The organism is Pseudomonas baetica (genome assembly GCF_019733355.1).
Lineage (GTDB): Bacteria > Pseudomonadota > Gammaproteobacteria > Pseudomonadales > Pseudomonadaceae > Aquipseudomonas > Aquipseudomonas baetica_A.
In genome coordinates this window covers 297044-320001 of the sequence record NZ_JAIHLQ010000002.1, presented here as the reverse complement: position 1 = coordinate 320001, position 22958 = coordinate 297044, and the positions used below count along the sequence as shown (strand labels likewise).

At 58.0% G+C, this 22958-nt stretch carries 17 protein-coding genes and 2 pseudogenes; 13 read left to right on the top strand and 6 right to left on the bottom strand.

All coding sequences use genetic code 11. The annotated features are described in order from the left end of the window. From K5E40_RS03215 to K5E40_RS03195, 5 genes are all read left to right on the top strand, one after another. Positions 1 to 416, top strand: a 416-nt coding sequence (locus K5E40_RS03215) for an Hcp family type VI secretion system effector (protein WP_221729578.1), incomplete at its 5' end; no start/stop codon positions are given. A gap of 128 nt (positions 417 to 544) precedes the next feature. Continuing rightward, on the top strand, positions 545 to 3451 hold the full coding sequence (locus K5E40_RS03210; RefSeq protein ID WP_221729577.1) for a type VI secretion system tip protein VgrG: 2907 nt from the start codon (positions 545 to 547) through the stop codon (positions 3449 to 3451). Further along, positions 3448 to 8073: an RHS repeat-associated core domain-containing protein gene (locus K5E40_RS03205; protein WP_221729576.1), complete on the top strand. Its 4626-nt coding sequence runs from the start codon at positions 3448 to 3450 to the stop codon at positions 8071 to 8073. Before K5E40_RS03210 ends, K5E40_RS03205 begins: the two co-directional genes overlap by 4 nt. Further along, entirely contained in the window at positions 8070 to 8636 is a 567-nt protein-coding gene (locus K5E40_RS03200) for a suppressor of fused domain protein (RefSeq protein ID WP_221729575.1), read from the top strand. Before K5E40_RS03205 ends, K5E40_RS03200 begins: the two co-directional genes overlap by 4 nt. A 100-nt stretch (positions 8637 to 8736) precedes the next feature. Further along, positions 8737 to 9000, top strand: a complete 264-nt coding sequence (locus K5E40_RS03195) for a PAAR domain-containing protein (protein WP_221729574.1) — start codon at positions 8737 to 8739, stop codon at positions 8998 to 9000. 221 nt (positions 9001 to 9221) lie between these two features. Here the strand turns inward: K5E40_RS03195 and K5E40_RS35500 are convergent, their stop codons facing one another. Beyond that, positions 9222 to 9398 (bottom strand): TIGR02391 family protein, encoded by a 177-nt coding sequence (locus K5E40_RS35500; protein WP_221729573.1) that lies wholly within the window; start codon positions 9396 to 9398, stop codon positions 9222 to 9224. A 72-nt stretch (positions 9399 to 9470) separates the two neighbouring features. On the opposite strand from K5E40_RS35500, the gene tnpB reads away from it, so the two are divergent. Then, the gene (tnpB, locus tag K5E40_RS03185) at positions 9471 to 9830 is read left to right on the top strand and encodes an IS66 family insertion sequence element accessory protein TnpB (protein ID WP_260455492.1); all 360 of its coding nucleotides are present in this window, start codon (positions 9471 to 9473) and stop codon (positions 9828 to 9830) included. Between the two features lie 18 nt (positions 9831 to 9848). After that, positions 9849 to 10199: pseudogene (locus K5E40_RS03180) on the top strand (transposase); the annotation flags it as partial. A 24-nt stretch (positions 10200 to 10223) separates the two neighbouring features. Here K5E40_RS03180 and K5E40_RS34870 read toward each other — a convergent pair. Then, positions 10224 to 10388 (bottom strand): annotated as a pseudogene (locus K5E40_RS34870) (vancomycin resistance protein); the annotation flags it as partial. A gap of 168 nt (positions 10389 to 10556) precedes the next feature. On the opposite strand from K5E40_RS34870, the gene K5E40_RS03175 reads away from it, so the two are divergent. Then, positions 10557 to 11384 (top strand): glycosyltransferase family 2 protein, encoded by an 828-nt coding sequence (locus K5E40_RS03175; RefSeq protein ID WP_221729572.1) that lies wholly within the window; start codon positions 10557 to 10559, stop codon positions 11382 to 11384. Between the two features lie 391 nt (positions 11385 to 11775). Here the strand turns inward: K5E40_RS03175 and K5E40_RS03170 are convergent, their stop codons facing one another. The 3 genes from K5E40_RS03170 to K5E40_RS03160 are packed head-to-tail and all read right to left on the bottom strand — an operon-like array spanning position 11776 to position 15954. Further along, entirely contained in the window at positions 11776 to 12843 is a 1068-nt protein-coding gene (locus tag K5E40_RS03170; RefSeq protein WP_221729571.1) for a lipocalin-like domain-containing protein, read from the bottom strand. After that, positions 12833 to 15304, bottom strand: coding sequence for an FtsX-like permease family protein (locus tag K5E40_RS03165; protein ID WP_221729570.1), 2472 nt, complete (start codon positions 15302 to 15304; stop codon positions 12833 to 12835). The genes K5E40_RS03170 and K5E40_RS03165 overlap by 11 nt, the downstream gene beginning before the upstream one ends. Beyond that, the gene (locus K5E40_RS03160; protein ID WP_221729569.1) at positions 15301 to 15954 is read right to left on the bottom strand and encodes an ABC transporter ATP-binding protein; all 654 of its coding nucleotides are present in this window, start codon (positions 15952 to 15954) and stop codon (positions 15301 to 15303) included. The genes K5E40_RS03165 and K5E40_RS03160 overlap by 4 nt, the downstream gene beginning before the upstream one ends. Positions 15955 to 16113: 159 nt before the next feature. Here K5E40_RS03160 and K5E40_RS03155 point away from each other — a divergent pair, with 159 nt between their 5' ends. Next, the gene (locus K5E40_RS03155; protein ID WP_221729568.1) at positions 16114 to 17055 is read left to right on the top strand and encodes a YncE family protein; all 942 of its coding nucleotides are present in this window, start codon (positions 16114 to 16116) and stop codon (positions 17053 to 17055) included. A gap of 16 nt (positions 17056 to 17071) precedes the next feature. On the opposite strand, the gene K5E40_RS03150 is transcribed toward K5E40_RS03155, so the two are convergent. Continuing rightward, the gene (locus K5E40_RS03150; protein WP_221729567.1) at positions 17072 to 18769 is read right to left on the bottom strand and encodes a sulfatase-like hydrolase/transferase; all 1698 of its coding nucleotides are present in this window, start codon (positions 18767 to 18769) and stop codon (positions 17072 to 17074) included. Between the two features lie 390 nt (positions 18770 to 19159). Here K5E40_RS03150 and K5E40_RS03145 point away from each other — a divergent pair, with 390 nt between their 5' ends. Genes K5E40_RS03145 through K5E40_RS03130 form a run of 4 tightly spaced genes read left to right on the top strand, consistent with a single transcriptional unit; the run spans position 19160 to position 22958 of the window. Then, entirely contained in the window at positions 19160 to 20512 is a 1353-nt protein-coding gene (locus tag K5E40_RS03145) for a UDP-glucose/GDP-mannose dehydrogenase family protein (protein ID WP_221729566.1), read from the top strand. After that, positions 20509 to 21546, top strand: coding sequence for an NAD-dependent epimerase (locus K5E40_RS03140; RefSeq protein WP_221729565.1), 1038 nt, complete (start codon positions 20509 to 20511; stop codon positions 21544 to 21546). Before K5E40_RS03145 ends, K5E40_RS03140 begins: the two co-directional genes overlap by 4 nt. Before the next feature lie 18 nt (positions 21547 to 21564). After that, positions 21565 to 22311, top strand: coding sequence for a sugar transferase (locus K5E40_RS03135; RefSeq protein WP_221729564.1), 747 nt, complete (start codon positions 21565 to 21567; stop codon positions 22309 to 22311). Continuing rightward, on the top strand, positions 22311 to 22958 hold the full coding sequence (locus tag K5E40_RS03130; protein WP_221729563.1) for a CpsD/CapB family tyrosine-protein kinase: 648 nt from the start codon (positions 22311 to 22313) through the stop codon (positions 22956 to 22958). The genes K5E40_RS03135 and K5E40_RS03130 overlap by 1 nt, the downstream gene beginning before the upstream one ends.

Here is a 22958-nt window from a genome sequence, read left to right as displayed (position 1 = left end):
GTCACGAAGACCAGGTCATGGTTCAGGCGTTCAGCCACGACGTGATCATCCCGCGTGACCCGCAATCCGGTCAGCCAACCGGTCAGCGCGTTCACAAGCCAGTTGTGATCACCAAGGTCTACGACAAGGCTTCGCCTCTGCTGCAAGCCGCTCTGACTTCCGGCGAGCGCATGAGCGAAATCGTTATCCAGTGGTTCCGTACTTCGGCTCAAGGTACCCAAGAGCACTACTACACCACCAAACTGGAAGACGCGATCATCGTCGCCATCAACAACAAAATGCACAACTGCCAGGATCCAGGCAACTCGCACTTCACCCACCTGGAAGAAGTGCAGTTCACCTACCGCAAAATCACCTGGACTCACGAAGTATCCGGTACTTCGGGTTCCGATGACTGGCGTGCTCCAGTCGTTTAATCGCGGCTGATGGTTTTACCGTCTCGGCCGGTTTCGCCGGTCGAGGCACACTCACTACTTAAAGAATTTTTCGCCAATAGCCCGCCAACCGGCTGTTGCGCGTCGCAGCATTGCGCGAGGAACAAGGGATGTTCTCACCGGCCAACCAGCCTCATTTCAACCTGACCGTCGATGGCGTGGAAACCGATTTCCAGGTCTTGTCGTTTACCGGCCGGGAGGCACTCAACACCCCCTTCGAATTCGAGTTGGAACTGGTCAGCGAAAAGGCTGCGATCAACCTCGAAAGCGTGCTGCACAAACTGGCGTTTCTTCAGTTGTCGCCGACCGGCACCGGCATTCACGGGCTGGTCTATAGCATCGCCCAGGGTGAGTCTGGCAAGCGCCTGACGCGCTACAAAATCTCCCTGCGCCCGCAACTGGCGTACCTCGCGCATCGGGTCAATCAGCGCATCTTCCAGCAGATGACCGTGCAGCAGATCATCAGCCAGGTGCTGGAAGAACACGGCATTCTCGCCAGCGATTATCACTTCCAGCTCAGCGCGATCTACCCCGAGCGCATCTACTGCGTGCAGTACGACGAATCGGATCTCGATTTCATCCAGCGCCTGTGCGAGGAAGAAGGTATTCACTACCACTTTCAGCACACCGCCAGCGGCCACAAACTGACCTTCGGCGATGACCAGACCGTGTTCCCGAAACTCGCGCCCGTGGCCTATCAGCAGGACTCCGGACTGGTCGCTGACAAACCGGTGGTCAAGCGTTTCGGCCTGCGTCTGGCCACGCGCACCAGCCGTACCACGCGGCGCGATTACGACTTCGTCAAACCGAAAATCGAGCTGGAAAGCGATGCCAAAAGCAGCGCCCAACCGGATCTGGAAGATTACGACTACCCGGGCCGGTTCGTTGATCGCGAGCGCGGTAAACATCTGGCTAATCGCGCGCTGGAACGCCATCGCAGCGACTATCGTCTTGCCGAAGGCAACAGCGACCAACCAATCCTCGTCACCGGGCATTTCCTCGCCCTGACCGAACACGCCAACCCGACGTGGAACGACCTGTGGCTGCTCACTGAAATCTTCCACGAAGGCAAGCAGCCGCAAGTGCTGGAAGAGTCGGTGACCAGCGACACCACGGACAACAAGGACGATTTCCACCAGGGCTACCGCAACCGCTTCAGCGCGATCCCGTGGGACGTGCCTTACCGTCCGCCGCTCGATCACCCGAAACCGAAAGTCCTCGGCACCCAGAGTGCCGTGGTCTGCGGCCCGGAAGGCGAAGAGATCTACTGCGACCAGTATGGCCGGGTCAAGGTGCAGTTCTTCTGGGATCGCGAAGGCAAGCATGACGACATGACCAGTTGCTGGATGCGCGTCGCGTCGAGCTGGGCCGCCGAAACCTTCGGCTCGATCAACATTCCGCGCGTCGGAATGGAAGTCTTGATCACCTTCCTTGAGGGCGATCCCGACCAGCCGCTGATCACCGGTTGTCTGTACCACGGCGCCAATCTGCCCCCGTACAAACTGCCGGACTTCAAGACCCTGGCCACGGTCAAGAGCAAGGAATACAAGGGCAGCCGCGCCAACGAACTGCGCATCGACGACACCACCAGCGAGATCAGCATCGCGCTGCGCAGTGACCACGGCGCCAGTGCGATCAACCTCGGCTACCTGACGCATCCACGCCCAAGCGGTGGTCAGCCGCGTGGCGAAGGGTTCGAATTGCGCACCGACCGCCACGGCGCAGTGCGTGCCGGGGCCGGTCTGCTGATCACCACCGAGCCACGTCCGAACGAGTCGAAACATCACAAGGATCTGCCGGAAACCGCCGAACGCCTCGCCACCGCGAGCGATCAGCAGGACGGTTTTGCCGTGCAGGCCAAAGAGCTACAAGCGCAGGAAGCAGGCGATCAGGACGACGTGGCCAAAGCGCTGCATGCTCAGCATCAAGGCGTGCTCGGCTCGGGCCCTGCGAACATGACCGCCAACGAATTCCCGGAATTCACCGAACCGCATCTGGTCCTCGCCAGCCCGGCCGGCATTGCGTTAACGACGCCACGCTCCAGCCACATCGCCACCGGCGAACACCTGGCGTTGAGCAGCACCGGCCACACCAGCCTGTCAATCGGCAAACGTCTGCTGGCCAGCGCCAGTCGCGGCATGCGCCTGTTCGTGCAAAGCATGGGCTGGCGTCTGGTGGCGGCGTCCGGCGACATCGATGTGCGTGCGCTGAAGGACAGCATCAACCTGCTGGCCAAACTCAACATCACCGCCAACGCCGACCGCATCACCATCACCGCGAAAACCGAACTGGTGATTCAGGGCGGCGGCAGCGCCACCACCTACAACGCTGGCGGCATCACCCACGCCACCAGCGGCCCGTACACCGCGCACGCGGCGAACTTCGCCTACACCGGCGCGAAAAGTCTCGCCGGAGTGTTCCCGGAACCACCAAAACCCGGCAAGGGCAACCTCGAATTGTTCAACCAATACGCCGGGCGCCAAGGCATCAAGGACGGCGATTACGAAGTCATTGATGCCTTGGGCAAAAGCATCAAAGGCAAGCTCGACGCCAAGGGTTTCGCCAGCGTCTCTGGCGCCGCACCGGGACCAGCGCGGGTGTTGTTCGGCAAGGATCCGGCAGACACCTGGAGCGATGGCAGCTACATCGGCAAGCCGGAATGGCCGTTGAATCCGCCGGGCGCGGAAGACGTGCCGAGTCAGGTGCAAGCAATGGTCGCTCAAGTGTTGCCGAGCAAGAACTGGGACATGCTAGAGAAGGGTAAGGACATGGCACAAACAGGGATGAGTGCGGTGCAGACCGCGCAGGGCGCAATGCAAACGGCGCAGCAGGTCAAAGGCGCTGTGCAGGGCGGAGTGGCTGGATTGCCGAAACTGGCGAGTGCCGCCATGCCGAGTGCGTCGAGCATCCTCGGCGCCGCGAGCAAGGGCGGACAGCTACCGACGCTTCCCGCGCCAACGCTTCCAAAACCTTCCTTGAAAACCCCGGGCCTGTTGGCGGGTGAGATGCTGTCATGACCACTGAAATCGTAAAACGTGAACCTCAGGTTGCCATCGTTCCACTGAACGCCATCGACATCCAGGACGTTGCCAGCAGCGCAGCGACCTTCGATGCCTGGTTGCAATCAGCCACGGATGGCGTGGTCACCCTTGATCGGATCAAGAACGTCGCCGGCGCCTTACCCGTGGTGGGCAACATTATGGCGCTGATCGATGCGTTGGGTGACATCGTTACCCTGTCCGACGCGCAGAAACGCGACCTGCTGGCGTGGGCCAGTCTGGGCATCAATCTGATCGGTGTTTTGCCGTTGCCACCGGCGATGGCAGCTGCGCGCATGACCCTGCGCCCGACTCTGTTTCTCGTACGTCAGGAGATGAAGGCCAGCAGCAAGATGCTGCTCAGTTCATCGGTCATCGAAGTCCTCATCGGACACTTGAACGAATCCATCATCGGTACCCTCGACGATTTCGTTGAACAAGCGAAAGGCAAGCTGCCGGGCATTCTGGCGGACGCTGGCAAGCTGGGCGAGGACGTCATCAACGAGATAGCCAAAGGCCTTGAGACGGTGGCTAATGGCAAGCTTGATGCCAAGGGCGATCTAAACGCGGCCAGCGCACAAGCTAGTGCGGCGATCGATCAATTCAAGAATGATCCCCTTGCATCGTTCGGCAACATCTTCGGCGCTGCGGCCAGCGCCTATAAAGCCGCAGGCAAAGGTCTGGCCAACAGTGCGGCTGATCACCTGCTACCCGATGAAGTGAAAAAACGGGTTGCCACGGAAACCGCAAAACTGCGTGCGATGGGCCCGGAGCTGCGCACCCAGTTGAGCAAGCTGGACGACGAGTCAGTTCAGAACTCCATCGGCTGGTTGCTGTTGATCCTGTCCAGTGCCGTCACCCTTTGGCGCAAGCGCAATGCCCATGGTCAAGGGGCCGGTGTCAAACCGGATCAGACCAGCCAGGCCAAGCGCACGGCCTCGGAAGGTGCGTTGGGAGCGACGGGCCGACAGGCTCCGGCGACTCACGCCCCTAACCCGAAAAGAAACTGTGCCTGCTCCAGCACCCGTCACAGCATTAACTTTGCTCTGGGTTCGGAAAGCCTCAGCCATACCGATTTCAGCTTGCCTGGCCCCTTTCCGATCGAATGGACGCGCACGTACAACTCCCGCCTCGATGCCTACGATCAGAGCGAAGTCGGCGCTCGCTGGATCAACGAATTCACCACGCGTTTTGACTGCGTGGACGATGGGCTGACGTTCTACGGCGCTGACGGCCGCGACCACAGCTACCCACTGCCAAAGGTCGGCTTGTTCCACTACGACGCTATCGAAAACATCACCCTGGTCCGCAACAGCGAAGATCAACTTCTGCTGTGCCGTGGTTTCGAACGCAAAGAAACCTACGTCCGCCATGGCCAGCGCTTCGTGCTGACCAATATTTCTCTGCGCAACGGCGCCGGGATCATGCTGCATTACGAGCATCGCCATGGCGAACAATCGGTGCTCTCCGACCTGATCACCTATCAGGAAAACGACATCAACAAGGTGCACCTGCACCTCGGCACGATGATCGACGACCACGGCCGACTGATAGGCCTTTGGCAAATCGTTGACGGTGCCCCACTGCGACAACTCTGTGCTTACCAGTACGACGCCTATGGCGACCTGATTCGGGCGCAGGATGAGAACGGCGCAGTCTGGTTGTATCAATACCAGCATCACCTGATTACGCGTTATACCGACCGCACCGGTCGCGGCATGAATCTGGAGTGGGACGGCCAAGGCGCCAAGGCCAAAGCCGTGCGCGAATGGGCCGACGACGGCAGCTTCGACACACGTCTGGAGTGGGACGAAAACATTCGTCTGACCTACGTCACCGACGCGCTCGGTAACGAGACCTGGCACTACTACGACATCCTTGGCTACACCTACCGAATTCGCTACGCCGACGAGCGTTCGGAATGGTTCTTCCGCGACGAGGCCAAGAACATCGTGCGCCGCGTCAATGCCGACGGCAGCACCGATCGCTATAGCTACGATGAACGCAGCAACCTGCTCGAGCACATCCGCGCCGATCACACGGTGATGCATTACGCCTACGACGATCAAGACATGCTGATCAAGATCAGTGATGCCGAGGGTGGTCAGTGGCAGCGCGCCTATGACGATCAAGGCAATCTGGTTGAAGCGCTGGATCCGCTGGGCAACAAAACCGAATATGCCTACAACAAATCCGGCCAGCCCACCGCGATCAAGGACGCCAACGGCAACGAAAAGACGTTGGACTACAACGACGCCGGGCAACTGGTCGAATACGTCGATTGCTCGGGCAAAACAAGCGCTTGGGAATACAACGAACTGGGGCAGATGATCTGCTTCACCGACGCGGCCGGGAATGCCACCGAATACGAATACAAGGCCGGCCAACTGGTGCTGATCAAGCACCCGGACAAGACCGAAGAGCGCTTTGATCGTGACGCCGAAGGTCGATTGTTGGCGCATGTCGATGGACTTGATCGTTGCACCACGTGGAGCTACAGCGCGGCTGGCTTGATCGCCGAACGTGTCGATGCCGCCGAGCAGACCCTGCGCTATCGATGGGACCGTCTCGGACGGCTAACGGCCCTGGAAAACGAAAACGAACAGCGTGCGCACTTCCACTACGACCCGGTCGGACGCCTGCTGGAAGAAAGAGGCTTCGACGGCCACACCACGCTCTATCAATACGATGCTCAAACGGGGCGGCTTGCTCAATCGATCAATGGCAAACGCATCATCTCGGTGAGCTTCGACCCGATGGGCCGATTGACCGAGCGTCGCGCCACCCTGGGCGAGCAGTCGCAAAGCGAAACCTTTGCCTATGACGGCAACGGCAACATGGTGCTGGCCGACAACGCCGACAGCCGCCTGCAATGGTTCCACGACCCGGCCGGCAATCTGCTTCGCGAGCACCAACATTACCTCGGACTGGAAAAGCCCACCGTCGCGATCTGGCAGCACGAGTACGACGTGCTCAACCAGCGTGTTGCCACCGTTCGTCCGGACGGCCACCGTGTCAGTTGGCTCACTTACGGCAGCGGCCACCTGCTGGGCATGCGTCTGGATGAGCATGAACTGATCGGCTACGAGCGCGACGACCTGCACCGCGAAATCGCCCGCCACCAAGGCAATCACCTGCTGCAAACTCAAAGCTGGGACCCGGCCGGACGCTTGCAGGAGCAACTGCTGGGACGCAGCGATGACAAAAGCATTCTGCTCAAGCGCGAATACAAATATGACGCTGCCGGCCAACTGACCGACATCAACGACAGTCGTCGCGGCCCGCTCGCCTATCGTTACGATCCCGTCGGCCGACTGCTCAGCGCCGTGACGCGTCAAGGCGTTGAAACGTTCGCCTTCGACCCGGCCGGTAACCTGCTGGATGACAAGACTGCCGAAATCCGTCGTCCACTGGATATGACGCCACCGCGCAGCAAACTGGTCGACAACCTGCTGCGCGAATACGCCGGCACTCACTACGACTACGACGAACGCGGTAATCAGATCCAGCGCTGGCACAACGGCCAACGCAGTGATCTGCGTTGGGATTTGTTTGATCGACTGGTGCATTTCGAAGATCCGCGTCTGAGCGTGGATTTCGCCTACGACGCACTGGGACGCCGCCTGCACAAAAACTCCCGCGCCCACTACAAACAGCGCCCGGAAGCCGGCTCCCTCTGGAACAGAAACGAGCACGCCCGCAAACAGCGTGAACTGGGCTGCGGTTTTACGCTTTACGGATGGGATGGCGACAACCTCGCTTGGGAAAGCAGTCTGGCGCAGGGCGATGGCGAACCGGGTCGCACGGTGCATTACATCTTTGAACCGGGAACCTTTGTTCCAGTGGCTCAAGCTGTGCGCCAGGCGCCGATCAAGCTCATGGGGCAGCCTGATTACAGCGGTGAGTACAGCCTTGATGAGGATCCCCTGTGGAATCACAAAGCCACAGCATTACCGTTTGATGCGTTGGCCTGGTATCAGTGTGATCACCTGGGAACACCGCAGGAACTGACGGATTCACAAGGCAACATGGCCTGGACCGCGCAGTTTAAGGCGTGGGGGCAGGTGACGGAGCAGCGTTCAGAATGGGCTCGGCAGCATGGTGTGACGAATCCGATACGGTTCCAGGGGCAATATCACGATCATGAGACTGGGCTGCACTACAATCGATATAGATACTATGATCCGAGGGTTGGGCGGTTTATTTCGCAGGATCCTATTGGCTTCGCGGGCGGCATTAACGTCTACCAGTATGCGCCAAACGCCAATGGCTGGATTGATCCGCTTGGATTGGTTAAAGGTACAAATGAAAAAGGCCAGGTCACGAGTCGTGGAGGATGGAGAAAGGCATCTGTAAGGGACGCATGGAATAGTGCCCTTCCCGGACCGAACGGAGGCAAAATCTGTCCTGTGTGCGAAACAGAAGTAGAAGTTGCTCCAGGAACAGGTCCGCGAGATTGGGATATGGATCACCATCCCGATCCGTGGAGCAAAAGAGATTTCCCAGACGGCGTAAGTCGAAAAGAGGTTCTCGACAATTACCAGACGGGCGTTATTCTAAAATGCCCATCCTGCAACCGTAGAGAAGGAAATCGAAAATGAGCATTATTGAACATATAGAGAAGCACTTTGGGAAAATTTACCAAGGGTGGGACTTTTCTGAAGGTTCACATTCTTATCAAGTAGTTGAGTGTCGGGATGGTAGTGTGGAAGGTGTTGTCACATTTTGTACGCTAGGCCTTTCACATGTAGGACTTAAGTCTTCGGTGTCTGCACAAGTAATACACCACGAATTGTTATTGTCTATTGATCAGAATGAGATTCCCAAGAATGCAGTCGCAATCGTAAAGCAACTTGCAGATGATGCTATTGGATCCAGTTGCGCCTTGTTGAATAATCAGTTAATACAGAGGGAGGGAGTTGTTTTTGATGATTGCTCGCTCTCTGCTGTATGGATCAAGCCTCCGGTTTTTTTTGGAGATGAATCATTTTCTTATACTGGGCCTGATACGCATGGCCTTACATTCGTTTTTGCGTGGATTGTTCCAGTGTTTGACTCGGAGCTTAAATATATTGAACAAAAAGGTGCGGATGCTTTTGAAGTGTTGCTTGAAGAAACATCGATTGATTTGTTTTCCCTAAGTAGGGATAGCTTGGTCGCTTGAATTTATAGTGCAAGCTTTCTTTGCTCCGTTTTCTGCAACGAGCTTAATTGAGTTTAGTGGGGCGTTGTGGAAAACGGATATCTGAAGGCGGGGTGATGATATGAAAGATGCTATTCGCCTAGGCGATTCCACTTCACATGGTGGTAAGGTTCTAGAAGCTTTCTCCCAAACTAATCTGAATGGAAAGCCAATTTCTGGGCTCGGTCATAAGGTCAGCTGTCCATTGTGCAAGGGCGTTTTTACGATTGCTGAGGGCAGCAGGACCTATACTGTCGATGGCACGCCTATCGCGCTGGACGGGATGAAGACCGCCTGTGGCGCAGCCCTTATCGCTAGTGGCCCGAAAGGTGCTGTGATCAGCTAATTTTCTGAATTTCGTCTACTTTATAACTCCCGTGTTCGGCTTATCCGTTGTTCTGCTGGATAATAAATTGGACCATTAGAACTTTGGATATCCGCTTCTGTCCGTTAGCAAACTTTTGCATAGTGCAGCGTAATCTTGGCCGACCGGATACGCGCAGTGACAGACAGAGCCGCGCCTTCCTACGGCGGCGTATGAATTCAAAGTTCGGAGTGCAGGGTGTTTCAAAGTCTCGGAGGCATATGTGCTTTATCAAGGCGTCGATGAATCAGAGAGACGATTGTAAGCAAATACTCCGCATCTTCTTTGGTCATAGTCCAGTGTATTCGAGCCTCATGGGCCGCAGGGTTTCGAAACATCCCAAATGTGCCCCGAACGAAGTTCGCAAGTAACCGCTCCATGAACTACACATTCAAAGCACTTCCCTGACGCCGGATGCTGTGCTCCCGTTTTTCTCCGGAGCCAGCCCCGCCATGATGCGACCCGACGCCAAAGTCGAAAAAGTGTACCTCTACCCCAAACCCGTGGACTTGCGAAAATCCATCGATGGCCTCGCCGCTCTGGTCGAACTGGACCTCAAGGTCGCGGTGTTTGACCCGGTGCTTTTTGTCTTCCTCAACAAATCCCGCAACCGGGTGAAGATTTTGTATTGGGAGCGCAACGGCTTTTGCCTTTGGCTCAAGCGCCTCGAATCCGAGCGCTTTAAAACATCGCCCGATGTAACCGACGAGGCCATTGTGTTGAGCGTCCAGGAACTGAACTGGCTGCTCGACGGTTTCGACCTCTGGCGCAACCGCCCTCATCAGGTTTTGACGCCGCGCTACGTGGCGTGACCCGGTATAATCCGGGCCATGATTTCTCTGCCCGATGACCTTCCTGATGATCCTGTTTTGCTCAAGCAACTGCTGCTTGAGGCACTCAGTCGCCAAGAGGAATCGGCCCAGGCTTATCAGACCCACATCGTTGACCTGAAAGAACAGATCAAGCTGTTGCGCGACCGTCTGTTCGGGCGTAAGTCCGAGCAAACCATCGAGCCCAACACCCCGCAATTGGCCTTGTTCAACGAGCCCGAAAGCGAACCCATGCCGTTGGTTGGCGACGCTGATGAAGAAGTTGTTGCCGCGACACCGCGCCGAGGCAAACGCAAGCCACTGTCGGCTGATCTGCCGCGTATCGAAGTCATCCACGAACTACCCGAACACGGTGGGGTTTATGGAGTGCTTACTCAGTTTTGAGGTGTGTTTGAGGTAGCGAAACAGCAAGCGCTCAACGGCGCCGGCGAGACGTGCGTAGCGTTTGCGCGAGCAGTGCCAGGCAATTTGGCGGAACAGTCTTTTTTGCCACACGCGCAGCCAGTAAAGGGCCGGGTGGTAGAGGGAAAGTGGTTTCATCCGTGAGGCAACGGCGCTGGCCGTCTCTTCCTTGAAGCTTAAATGGGCGCGCAGTTTAGCCTGTCACCCACGCGAACCCGGAAATTAAGCTTCGCCTAAGGTTGCCTCGCTACCGTTGCGGCTCATGAAATCACTGTTGCCCATGAACCGCGGATGAGTCCTTCAGATATGAAAGCCATTGATTTACCAGCCCAGCCACCGGCGAACTTCAGCCTTGTCTTGGTAAATTACAAAACCCCGGACATCACCAGGATGTGCCTTGAGCTTTTGCGTGAGCACGTCAAAGAGCAACGTATTGCGGTGTGGGTGGTGGACAACGATTCGGCGGATGCAAGCTTGGATTACTTGCGTTCTTTGGACTGGATCAATCTGATCGAACGGCCTTCGCCTTGCAAAGAGGCCGGGCATATTGCGCATGGCAAGGCGCTGGATATGGCGCTGGAAAAAGTCGACAGCGATTATTTGTTTCTGCTGCACACCGATACCTTTGTCTACGACAAGGAAGTGTTTGCCATGATGATGCGCGAATGTACAAAGACGCCGGATATCGCCGCCGTCGGTTGTGTCGAGCAAATCAATCGTGGCGTGGTGAGAGATACCTGGCGTTTAACTTCGCGTTTCTGCAAGCACCATGTTCGACGCGCAAAGAAACACTTCGGCCTGTGTTCAAAAGAACCGAAGCCCTATAAAGAAACTCACCTCAAGAGTTTTTGTACGCTGTGGAATGTCCGCTTGATGAAGTCTCTGGGGCTGCACTTTTGCATGGATGACCGAGTGCCCGGTTATACGCTGCAGGACCGAATAGCAGGCTTGGGCTATGGCATCAAGTTCCTGTCGCCGCGCAAGATTTTCAGCTATCTGGATCACATTCAGGCAGGAACCGTCGCTGCGGCAGGCACCTACGGGAAAGATCACCGGCGCACGAAAATGTATCAGGCGACGCTCAAACGCTTTCAAGGGCAACACGGTAAATCCGGGATGCAAACGCCGGCCTGATTCGAGGGAACAAAAAGGGGCGACTTCAAAGTCGCCCCTTTTTTATGTGAAATTGTATACAACTGCTCCTGCAAGGTGTTCGCCCAGTGTAATGGCCTGGCAATCCATGCACCGGTAAAGAGCCCTGACACTGGGCGAACGGGGAGGATTTTAATGGAAGTTGGCGTATATGTCGCCATGGATGATGATGAAATTTATGTACTGGAAAGTTAAGAACTGTATGTTGCCGATATTTACCGAGAAAGTTTCAACGCATACTTTTATATGATTGCGCTCCTATCTGAACCTGTACAAGAACACTTAGCCTGTAGAGCTAATACTCAACTTTCATGCTGACGGGTCACTTTTAATACATCCGTCGCTCTGCCCGATTGTCAGTTCTTCAGGAAGCTCAGTAACCCGTCATTTCCAGATAGCCTTGCCCACCCTGGTTACCGCTGATGCGCACCGGGCCTTCCCAGTAAGGAATGCGCAAGTTCATCCACGCGTTGGGGTTGAGTGCATCGAGGCGGATGTCGAGATGTTTGTCAGGGATGCTGATCGACCATTTCACCGGCATCAAGCGGCCTGCCACGTCGGCGGTGTCTTGCGCAGTGAGTTTGATCTGTTCGGCTCGCAGGGTTTGCGTCTGACCGTCGGCGGCGATCCAGGTGCCGGTCAGGTAAGGCGCACCGTCCTTCTGACGCATGCGATAGAGCATCAGGTGTTCGCCGTTGTCCAGATGCAGCGAGAACCAGTCCCAACCCGTCTGGTTGGCCGTCAGTGGCTGGCTGCTCCACTCGCGGTCTAGCCACGCCGGGCCGCTGACGGTGTAGGTTTGGCCGTCGATCTGCAAAGTGCCGCTGGCCTGAAAAAATGGCTGGCTATAGTAGTACGAGGCTTGGCCCTGTTCGGACTTTTGGCTGAAGCCCTTGTCACCTTGCAGCACCAACGGACGACTCGAAGTGAGGTGCAGTTGATAGGCGAATGACGTGTCGCGAGCACTCAGTTGCATATCGCTTAGAGGATCCGGCGCCTGACTGGCAAAGCGCCAATCGTCGATCCACGCTTCGAACGGAACCAACTGCACGCCTGCCTGCCCCACACCGCCCCGCGCATAGCGCTCGGCCGCATGATGAACAGAACCGGAAGTCACCGCGGCATGCCCCAGCCAGATGGTTTGGTTGCCCCACCCCGCTTGCTCCGGCACAGGTTTCAACGCACTGCGAAATAACGTCCATTGCACACCGAAATCATTGCCCTGCTGATCCTTGAGATTGGCCGTCACGTACCACCATTCGATGCGAAAGCCATCGTGCGCGCCATGATCGGCCGGAAAGGTGAACGCTCGGCCCGGCACCACCGGCTTAAACGACTGAGCCTGATTGCCCATTCCGGCAAAACCTTTCTGTTCGGGCACGGACTGATCACAACCGCCCAGCAGCAGTGCGACACATAGCACAAACCGCTTAATCCTCATGTGCAAACGTCCTCAGCAGATCCGCCGGTTGCGTGCGGTAAAGCGAATAGAGCGGCCAGGCCGAGGCCAGCAATGTCGCCAGCAACGCCAACCCCATCAGTTGCAGCAGTTGCCAAGGGAAGACCCGCAACGGCAGGCGCCAGCCGAAAGCCTGGACGTTGATCACCGCATCCAGACACCACGCCAGCGCGATACCCAACGGCAACGCCAAGACCAGCGTCAGCACCGCCAGCAGCCATGTTTGGCCGAGGTTGAGCAGCATCAATTGCCGTCGTGTCACGCCTAATGCCCACAGCGGTGCGAGTTGGCCGAGACGGCTTTGGCTCTGGGTCAACAGGCTGATGAACAGCGCAACGCCAGCGACCGCAAGGGTCAGGCTGTTCAACGCCGCCGTCGCCGCAAAGGTGCGTTCGAACACCTGAACCGACCAGCCCTTGAGCTGTGTCTGATCGACGATCCGACTGTCATCGAGTTGGAAGCGCGCCTGCAATGCGCTGAGCAACGGCGCAATATTCTGCGGGTCAATGCGCAGGTTGAAACGGTTCGGCATCAGTTGCGGCCAGTTGCGCAGCAGATGATTGACGTTGACCAGCAGGTGCCCTTTTGGATTGCCGTAATCGGCATAAATACCCACGATGCGCGGTGCCCATGGCCCGTTGGGTGTTGGGATCGTCAGGTGATCGCCGGGGTGGACCTTCAAGCGTCGGGCCATTTGTTCGCTGAGCATCACCGCATCATCCGTCGCCAGATGCGCCCACGGTTCACCGCCAACCGATTCGAGCAACGGCCAGTGCTGACGGTAATAGACGTCGTCGATCACCCCGAACACCTCTGCCGGCCAGCCTTGCAGCGTCACCGACACCTGCCAGTTGGGCAGTATCGCCGTGATCTGTGGCTGCTGTTTAAGCCAGTTGTGCATCTCGCGGGCCTGTGCCGGATCCGCCGGATTGATGTACAACTGCGCACTCAGACGTTGTTCGAGCCAGTCGTTGAAGGTCTGGCGAAAACCGGAGGTCATGCTACCGGCGCCGATGTTGGCGGCCAGCGCCAAAAGCAACGCCATCAGCGCCAGGCTCAGTGCCGGCAGTTGCTGTCGGCAGTCGGCGAGAAACCATTGGCCAAGCACTGAGCGACGGCGCCCGAGCAACTGATTCAATAGCGCACTGAGCAACACCGGCAAGGCCAGCGCGGCGCCGATCAGCAGCCCAACCATCAGCACAAAACCGCTGGCCAGGCTGTCGCCCCAAAGCAATGCCAGCAGCGCGATCACGCCCAACACAAAAGCCAGCCAACCCTGGCGCTGCAACCAGCGCGCATATTGTTGATGCCAGGCTTGCGGATCGGCCACCGCCAACAGCGGCAAACGCGCCGCCCGTATCAGGCTGTTGGTCCCGGCCAGCAAGGCGCCGAGCAGGCTTAAGCCGATCCCGCTGAACCACCACCAAAGGCTCAGTTGCAACTGCCCTGCCACCTGCGCGCCATACAAACCGCGCAGGCTGGCGGCGACATCCGGCAGCAGCACACTGGCCAGCCAGTAACCGCTGATGACGCCAAACACGCCACCGATCAGCGCCAGCACACCGAGTTCGACGATCAGGCAGCCGATCAACATCCGCGCACTGACCCCACAGGCTCGCAAGGTACGCAGCAGGCCACGCCGTTGTTCCAGCGCAAGCCCAATGGCGGCGTGAACGATGAACAAACCAACGACGAACGAGAGAAAGCCCAAGGCATCGAGATTGAGGTGAAAACTCTCGGTCAGTCGCGCCAGATTGTTTTCCTCGCCACGGCTCATGAGTTGCAACTGTCCCTTGAACGTGGCCGGCAACTCGCCGTGAAAATCTTTGGGCAGCAACAAGCGTGACAGTTGCCCGGGTTGTTCGAGCAGGGTTTGCGCAATGCCGATGTCCACCAGCAAGACGCCCGGCGCCATGTCTTTTTGCGCCAGCAAGGGTGGCAATTTCTGGCCCCCCAGGGTTTGCGGCGTGGCGCCTTCTTGCAGGTTCAACGCCTGCAAGGTTTCCGGGGAAATCCAGGTGCTGCCCGGCGGCGTGAGAAACTCGACGACCCGCTCGATCGGCATCGCCTGCCCGGCCACTGCCGAATCCGCCGGCAGCGACACCGGTTCGATCCCCATCAACTGAAGACGTTGGTTGTCGTGATCTTTGAGGCTCAAGCGGCCCTGCAACAACGGCGACACCGGCCAGCCCTGACGGCGCAGATCGATGAACCATTGCTGAGGGAATGTTGCGCCGCTCGGTGTGCTCAGACTGGCTTGCGGCTCGCCGCCAATCAACTGGCTGGCGCGCGCGTAACTGTCGCGCGCCTGACTGTTCAGCGCCTCGACGCCGGTCAGCAGGCTGGTCGCCAGCCACAACCCGGTCAGCACACTGAAAAACTGCACCGGATGCCGCCGCCAGTGACTGAGCAGCGCGCGCAGGGTTAGTTTGAAGACAATCACAGCAGACGCCCGTTGGACAACACCACACGCTGCGCCAACCGTTGCGCCACACGCGTGCTGTGGGTGACCATCAACAACGTCGTCGGCGTGTCGTCAAGCAGTTCGAGCAACAGTCGCAGCACTTCATCACTGGTGGCTTCGTCGAGGCTGCCCGTGGGTTCGTCGGCCAACAGCAATTTCGGCTGCGAGGCCAGCGCTCGGCCCAGTGCAACCCGTTGCTGCTGACCACCGGAAAGTTGCTCGGGATAACGCTTGAGCAAATCGCCCAGCCCCAGGCGTTGCACCAGATGCGCCAGCCAACGCGGTTCATGACGCCCGGCCAAACGCGCCTGAAACGCCAGATTGTCCTCGACGCGCAAACTGCCGATCAGGTTGAACTGCTGGAACACCAGACCGATTTCCGTTCGGCGCCAGTTCGCCAGTTGCGCTTCGTTCATCGCTTCAAGTCGATGCTCACCGCAGCGAATGCTGCCGCTGTCGACCTTGTCGAGGCCGGCCACCAGGTGCAGCAGGGTGCTTTTGCCACTGCCGGACTCGCCCATCAGCGCCAAGCTACTACCAGGTTCCAGCGTCAGGTCGACGCCTTGCAGCACCGGTAATGGGCCTTGGGGGGTGAGGTAACTTTTAAAGACATCCAGAACCTGAAGCATGCCGTCATCCAAAGTTTGCAAGTGGCTCTAGGATAGCGGCCGCGAGTGTTTTTTGTGTGCCGGTACCTGTCAACTCTGACAGTAGCGGAGCAAAAGGCACGGGTATCTAATAAACAGGCCGTCGAACAGAGGCAGTTGAATCCAAAAGGCCACTCCGCCATGAAGACAACAATCATGTATGAAACGCTCACTGCTCCGATCAAATGCACCTCCCAGGTCATCGAGGTCATCACCGTGGGGCGTGAACCCGGAGCCATCGCCCTGCACCCGAAACTGCCGGTTGCGTACGTGTGCAATACCGAAGGCCGCAGCCTGTCGATCATCGACCTGCACTTGCACAGGGTGAGCGCGGTGATACCGCTACCAATCCGGCCCATGGCAATCGTTATCGAAAACAGTGGTGTGACCGCATACATCACCGGCCTCGATCAACCGCTGATACTGGCCATCGATACCCGCCGCCAACGTATCCGTCAGACCATCAGCGCTGCCCAGGGACATTCGTTGGTGCTCAGCGCTGACGGCGCGCGGTTGTTTGTGCACAGCAACAGTCATGTGAACGGGCACATCCATGAAATCGATACGGCGAACGCCAAGGTCGTAGCCTGCGTCGATACCGGGCCGTTCACCAGTGGCGCGGCATTGAGTGCCGACGGTCGGTTGTACTACTGCGACTACATCCATCATGAACTGCGGTTCCTGAACACCCGCAATACCGAGACGCAGAGTGTTTTGACCCTCCCCAACTCCTTTGAGGAAGTGACGCTAAGCCCCGACAATCAGTTGGCCTACGTACCCTATCGCAACGCCGATAGCAGCACGGCGGTCATTGATCTGGGCGTAGGCAAACTGATTGACTTGATCCCGACCGCTCAGTTGCCTCACGGGTTTGTCGTCAGCGCGGACGGCCGCCTCGCCTGCTGCTGCAGTGCCGGCGAACGAACCGTCTCAATCATCGATACCGTATCGCGGCGCAGCATTCACACGTTTACGGCTGGCGAATATCCGCAAAGCCCTGTGTTCAGTCGCGACCGCCAGAAGCTGTATGTCTGTGACTCGTCAGCCGATGCGATCTGGGTGTTTGCCTTGCAAGCCGACTGAGCGTTTGCCTCGAAATCTACTGACCCGCCGCCACACTGGTCGGTGCCTGCGACGGCGTGACAATGCTACCCAGATCAATATGTTTCCACTCAGGCTTGGCCCCCAGACGCGCGTTGAAGCGGTAGTTGAAGGTGAATTCATCCGCCGTTGGCACTGTCAACGGCTTGCCATACACCGCCTCGATCCCCGCCAGGTCGTAACCCATCAACTGCAACAGCGTCGGGAAGATGTTGTAGTGACTGGAGCGATCCTTGTTGGCTGCCAGTTGCGCCGACCAATCCAGCGTCTTCAAATCGCGGCCCTGAATCACCACCAGCGGCACCAGGCCCTCCTCCTCCACCGGATCGCCACCGCAATGCGTATTGAGCCCAGGGTTGCCACGTTCATGAAGATCCTGACCGTGATCCGAGGTATAGATCACCAGCGCATTGTTCAGATTGGCCTGGGCAAACACCCGCGCAAAAAACTCGCCGACGTTCCATAAAACCGTGTTCTTGTAGGCATTGCGATACAGCACCCAGTCATCTGGTTGACCATTGAAGCCATCGCGTTTACCGGTGTCAGCGACTTCGGTGAACTGTCCGCGCGGCAAGGTCGGACGGTAAGCCATGAACGCATCCGGGTATTTGTCGTGCACCGGAAAATGCGCGCCGACCTTGTTGATCAGGATCAGTTCGGGCTTGTCGTCGTTGAGCAAACCGATCAACTTCGCGGCGGCCGCCATGTCGCGATCACGCACGCTGGTCTGGTCGAACTGCACAAACTCGTCGATGTCCTTTTTCTCGGCGTCGGTCATCAGGTTCTGCAAGTGGCCGCCGGTGCGCTGGGCGTCAATGTAGACCGTGCGCATCCCGGCCTTTTTTGCGTACTGCCAGATCGACGGCAGCGTACTGTTGATGCGCATGTAGTCGGCGCGGGTGCCGCCGTAGCGCAAGGTGACGTTGGTGTCGGCGCTGCAATTGGCGATGGACGCGGCGTAACCGTAATTGAAGATGTCGACGCGCGCGTGCGGTTGTTTGAGGTTGCTGTGCACACCGAATGGCGCGTTGATGTCCAGGTAATTGCCGGAGATGCTTTCATCGATGATCAGCACGATGTCATGCCCGACGGTTTGGCCGTTACGCACCAGTGTCACCGGTTCACGCGGACCGACAGTGTTGTGCAGCGCCTCATAGGCGAACAGGTTCAGATAGGCCAACGGCGTGTACATGATCGGCAATCCCCGGGCACCCTCTCCGGCTCGCAGAAACAACACCGCGCTGAGCACGATTACGCCACAGATCGGCGCCGCCACGCGCAATGCGTTGGGCACGACAAGCGAATGCCGCGGTTTGAGACCGATGCCCACCAACAACAGCAAGCCACTGAGCGCACCGTGGATGATCGCGTCGCGATACTGGTAAGCCGCTTCCTGAATGAAACCGCCGGAATACACCAGCGAGACGAAGCTGCTGTAGCTCAGGTAATCGGCCGTAACCCGGGTGTAGACATCAAAAAACACCGCCGAAACAAACATCGTTATCGCGAATAAATGCCGAATGAGCGCCTGACGAATATAAGCCGTTAGATATAACGCTAAAGTAAGCGCCAAAAACATCGCGCCAAAAAGGAGTACAGCAAAACCAACACCGATAGCATTTAACCGCTCAATGTAATATTCGGAATAAAGCAGCAGGTAAATAACTAAAAGCAGTTCTTTAAAATATCGAAACATGGCAATCCCGGTCGTACAAAACGGTACTGGGTCAATAGTTTGTCGGTCAAAATCTGACACTAGCACTCGGCCATCAAACCGCAAGAAAAGACTGACTTTTCTCTGAAGCGTCAAAAAAACGTTGACTCATTCCTGACACACTCCAGAAGCTACAAGCCTTTAATTTTAGGGCTTTCGACCGTTTATCGCTTTCTTCTCAACAGGGAAAAAGCGTCAAGGGCGCGACAACCCCAGCAATAGCAAGCACTTGATGGCCAATAGCCTGAAAAAAGCCGGGTGTTATACACGCGCAACATGTCATTTTGCTGACACGCTTTGCGCACGCTGCGCTATACCCATTTTGACAGTTCAATTCTTAAGTTCTCATTTTGTTTTTGAGAGGTGCGCATTATGGACGTGAGTGTATTTGGCACGGGCTACGTTGGTTTGATTCAAGCCGCCGCACTTGCCGATGTCGGACATCGCGTTTTATGCGTTGATATTGATCCGAACAAGATTAAACAACTGCAACAAGCGGTGCCGCCCATTAGCGAACCGGGGTTGTCGAGCACACTTGAAGAAAATATCAAGGCTGGCCGCCTGCTGTTCAGCACCCAGGCCAGCGACGCCGTCGCGCATGCCGAGTTGATCTTCATCGCCGTCGGCACGCCAGCCGATGAGGACGGCTCCGCGGACCTCACCCACGTGCTCAACGTCGCCCGGCAGATTGCGTCGCACATGGAGGCCGATCGCACCCTGATCATCAAATCCACCGTACCGGTCGGCACAGCGGATGAAGTGCTGGCCGCCGCCAACAGCGAACTGCTGCGTCGTGGCAAAAGCACCTTGACCGTACGCGTGGTCTCAAACCCCGAATTCCTCAAAGAAGGCAGCGCGCTCGCTGACTGCATGCGCCCGGACCGGATAATCATCGGCACCCACGACGAAGAGGCCCGCGAGCAGATGAGCGAACTCTATGCGCCGTTCTGCCGCAACCACGAAAAACTGATGTTCATGGACAACCGCAGCGCCGAGCTGACCAAGTACGCGGCCAATGCGATGCTCGCCACCCGCATCAGCTTCATGAACGAGTTGGCCAACCTCACCGAACTGCTCGGCGCCGACATCGAAGCGGTGCGCAAAGGCATCGGCTCCGATCCGCGCATCGGCTACCACTTTATTTATCCGGGCTGCGGCTTCGGTGGCTCGTGCTTTCCCAAGGATCTGCGTGCCCTGCTGCACACCGCCGAACACAACGGCATGCCGTTGAAACTGCTGCGCAGCGTCACCGACGTTAACGACACTCAGCGGCACATTCTGTTCAGCAAACTCAAAGCGCAATTCCCACAAGGTCTGGCCGGCAAGTCCATTGCCATCTGGGGCCTGGCGTTCAAACCGAACACCGATGACATGCGCGAAGCCCCCAGCCGTTATCTGATGGACGCACTGTGGGCCGAAGGCGCCAGCGTGCAGGCCTACGATCCGGAAGCCATGTCCGAATGCCGGCGCCTTTACGGTTATCGCAACGACCTGCATCTGTGCGCCACCCGCGACGACACACTGGAAGATGCTGACGCCCTGGTGATTTGCACCGAGTGGAAAAACTTCCGCGTGGTCGATTTCGAGCTGCTGGCCAGCAAACTGCGCTCGCGGGTCGTGGTCGACGGCCGCAACCTCTATAACCCGCAACACCTGGCGGCGGCCGGCCTGCACTACAGCGGCATCGGCCTGCGCCATGTCGCCCCTGAAGGTCTGCGGCCATGAAGATTCTGGTCACCGGTGCGGCCGGGTTCATTGGTGCCCATTGCGTGTTGCGGCTGATGCGCGACGGGCATTCGGTGGTCGGCCTGGATAATTTCAACGCTTACTACGACCCGCAACTCAAGCACGACCGCGTGCAATGGGTGCGCGAGCAGGTCGGCGATTTCCAGCTCGCCACGGTTGACCTGGCCGATGCGTTGGCCATCGAAGCGCTGTTTGTCCGCGAACGTCCGCAAGGGGTGGTCCACCTCGCGGCGCAGGCCGGGGTACGTTATTCGCTGGACAATCCGCGGGCGTATCTGGACAGCAACCTCAACGGTTTCCTGAATATTCTGGAGAGCTGCCGCCACCACCCCGTCGAGCACTTGATCTACGCCTCGTCGAGTTCGGTGTACGGCGCCAACCAGCACACGCCTTACTCGGTGAAGGATGGTGTCAATCATCCGCTGTCGCTGTACGCCGCGACCAAGAAAGCCAATGAATTGATGGCCCACAGTTACAGCTACCTGTTCGGCATTCCCTGCACCGGGCTGCGCTTCTTTACCGTGTACGGCCCTTGGGGCCGCCCGGACATGTCGCCGATCCAGTTTGCCCGCGCGATCACCGAAGGCACGCCGCTGAAGCTGTTCAATTACGGCGAACATCAGCGCGACTTCACCTACATCGACGACATCGTCGAAAGCATTGCCCGCCTCACCGACCAACCACCGCTGGCCCGCCCTGAATGGGATCGCGAGCTACCCGACCCGGCCAGCAGCATGGCGCCGTGGCGGCTGTTCAACATTGGCGGGCAACACCCGGTGGAGCTGAAAACCTACCTGGCCCTGATGGAAAAACACCTCGGCCAGAAAGCCATTGTCGAGCTGCTGCCGCTACAACCGGGCGATGTGCTCAACACCTGCGCCGAGGCCAGCGACTTGGCCCAGGCCACCGGATTCCAGCCCAGGATAGAACTGGATGAAGGACTGGGGCGTTTCATCGCCTGGTTTCGCGACTACTACCCCACTGCCTGTCGCCCACGCGCCGCTCGCGGCTGAATTTATGCGGAGGACTCCATGACTGGACATGAAAAAGGTGTGCCGATCCAAGAGATGCGGCGTGACAAGCGCGTCGACCCCGAGCACCGAATGCGCCTCGATGCGGCGATCCACCGCCAAGGCCGCGGGTGGTTCACGGGGCGCGACGGCGGTCGTCCATGGCAACTGTCGCGCACCAATCGGGTGGTCGCCTGTTTCGGCGCGCTGCTGATTCTGCTGCTGATCTCCCCCGTGCTGCTGGGCCTGGCCCTGGCCATCAAGTTCACCAGCCCAGGGCCAATGATGTTCGTGCAGCAACGCACCGGCTATCGCGGCCGCAAGTTCGGCATGTACAAATTTCGCACCATGGTCGCCAACGCCGAAGAGCTGAAAGAGTCGCTGCGCCATCTCAACAAGCACGGAGCCGAAGCCATCGACTTCAAGATCGACAAGGACCCCCGCATCACCGGCATAGGCGGTTTCCTGCGGCGCACCAGCCTTGACGAGTTGCCCAACCTGATCAACGTGGTGACCGGTGACATGCGCCTGGTCGGCCCTCGTCCGACTTCGTTCAACGCCTATCGCTACAAGGACAACCACCTCGCACGTCTGGCGATCTACCCCGGCATGACCGGTCTGTGGCAGATCTCCGGACGCAGCAACATCGACTTCGACCAGCGCGTTGAGTTGGACCTCAGCTATATCGCCGAGCAAAGCCTTTTGCTTGATCTGAAGATCCTGTTGAAAACCCCCTTCAAAGTATTCAGCGGCCACGGAGCAAGCTAATGGACGTTTCAACCAACAAAAGCCTGAGCATCGCCAATCCCAGCGAATCGAACCTGACCTCGACCGTGCTGGATCTGGATCTGCGGATCCTGTTCCTGACCGCCGCCAACCCCGGTGCCGGCACCACCACCAGCGCGCTGGCGCTGGCCAGTCAATTGGCACAAATGAGCAGCGGCCAAGTGCTGCTGGTCGATGCCAGCCAGTCGGCGAGCAACCTCACCCAGCAGTTGAACCTGGGCAAGGAGCGCGGCCTGCGTGACTTGTTGTTCAACCCGGACAACCCGCCACTGTTGCAGGACTGTGTGGTGCAGGTCTCAAGCCTGCCCTTCCATGTGCTGCCCAACGGCCGGCCGATTCGCACCCTGGAACACCTGACCGCCGAGCGCCTGAGCCCGTTGCTGGACCAGTTGGGCAGCCAGTACCGCTTTGTGGTGATCGATGGCGACGCGGTGTACTCCGCCGCCGACACGCTGGTCATCAGTACTCAGGTCGATGGCGTGGTGTTCGTCGTACGCGCCGAAGACACCCGCTGGGAAGTCGCCCAAGCCGCCGTACAACGCCTGACCCAGGCCGGGGCGAAAGTGGTCGGCAGCGTGTTTAACCGGCGCAAGTACTACATGCCCAAATGGCTTTACAAAAACCTCTAA

Bases quoted from the DNA above. Each gene is read 5' to 3' on its own strand.
- K5E40_RS03140 (WP_221729565.1), top strand. From the start codon at position 20,509: ATGAAGATTCTGGTCACCGGTGCGGCCGGGTTCATTGGTGCCCATTGC.
- K5E40_RS03205 (WP_221729576.1), top strand. From the start codon at position 3,448: ATGACCACTGAAATCGTAAAACGTGAACCTCAGGTTGCCATCGTTCCA.
- K5E40_RS03175 (WP_221729572.1), top strand. From the start codon at position 10,557: ATGAAAGCCATTGATTTACCAGCCCAGCCACCGGCGAACTTCAGCCTT.
- K5E40_RS03145 (WP_221729566.1), top strand. From the start codon at position 19,160: ATGGACGTGAGTGTATTTGGCACGGGCTACGTTGGTTTGATTCAAGCC.
- K5E40_RS03195 (WP_221729574.1), top strand. From the start codon at position 8,737: ATGAAAGATGCTATTCGCCTAGGCGATTCCACTTCACATGGTGGTAAG.
- K5E40_RS35500 (WP_221729573.1), bottom strand. From the start codon at position 9,398: ATGGAGCGGTTACTTGCGAACTTCGTTCGGGGCACATTTGGGATGTTT.
- K5E40_RS03160 (WP_221729569.1), bottom strand. From the start codon at position 15,954: ATGCTTCAGGTTCTGGATGTCTTTAAAAGTTACCTCACCCCCCAAGGC.
- K5E40_RS03210 (WP_221729577.1), top strand. From the start codon at position 545: ATGTTCTCACCGGCCAACCAGCCTCATTTCAACCTGACCGTCGATGGC.
- K5E40_RS03200 (WP_221729575.1), top strand. From the start codon at position 8,070: ATGAGCATTATTGAACATATAGAGAAGCACTTTGGGAAAATTTACCAA.
- K5E40_RS03150 (WP_221729567.1), bottom strand. From the start codon at position 18,769: ATGTTTCGATATTTTAAAGAACTGCTTTTAGTTATTTACCTGCTGCTT.
- K5E40_RS03155 (WP_221729568.1), top strand. From the start codon at position 16,114: ATGAAGACAACAATCATGTATGAAACGCTCACTGCTCCGATCAAATGC.
- K5E40_RS03170 (WP_221729571.1), bottom strand. From the start codon at position 12,843: ATGAGGATTAAGCGGTTTGTGCTATGTGTCGCACTGCTGCTGGGCGGT.
- K5E40_RS03130 (WP_221729563.1), top strand. From the start codon at position 22,311: ATGGACGTTTCAACCAACAAAAGCCTGAGCATCGCCAATCCCAGCGAA.
- K5E40_RS03135 (WP_221729564.1), top strand. From the start codon at position 21,565: ATGACTGGACATGAAAAAGGTGTGCCGATCCAAGAGATGCGGCGTGAC.
- tnpB (WP_260455492.1), top strand. From the start codon at position 9,471: ATGATGCGACCCGACGCCAAAGTCGAAAAAGTGTACCTCTACCCCAAA.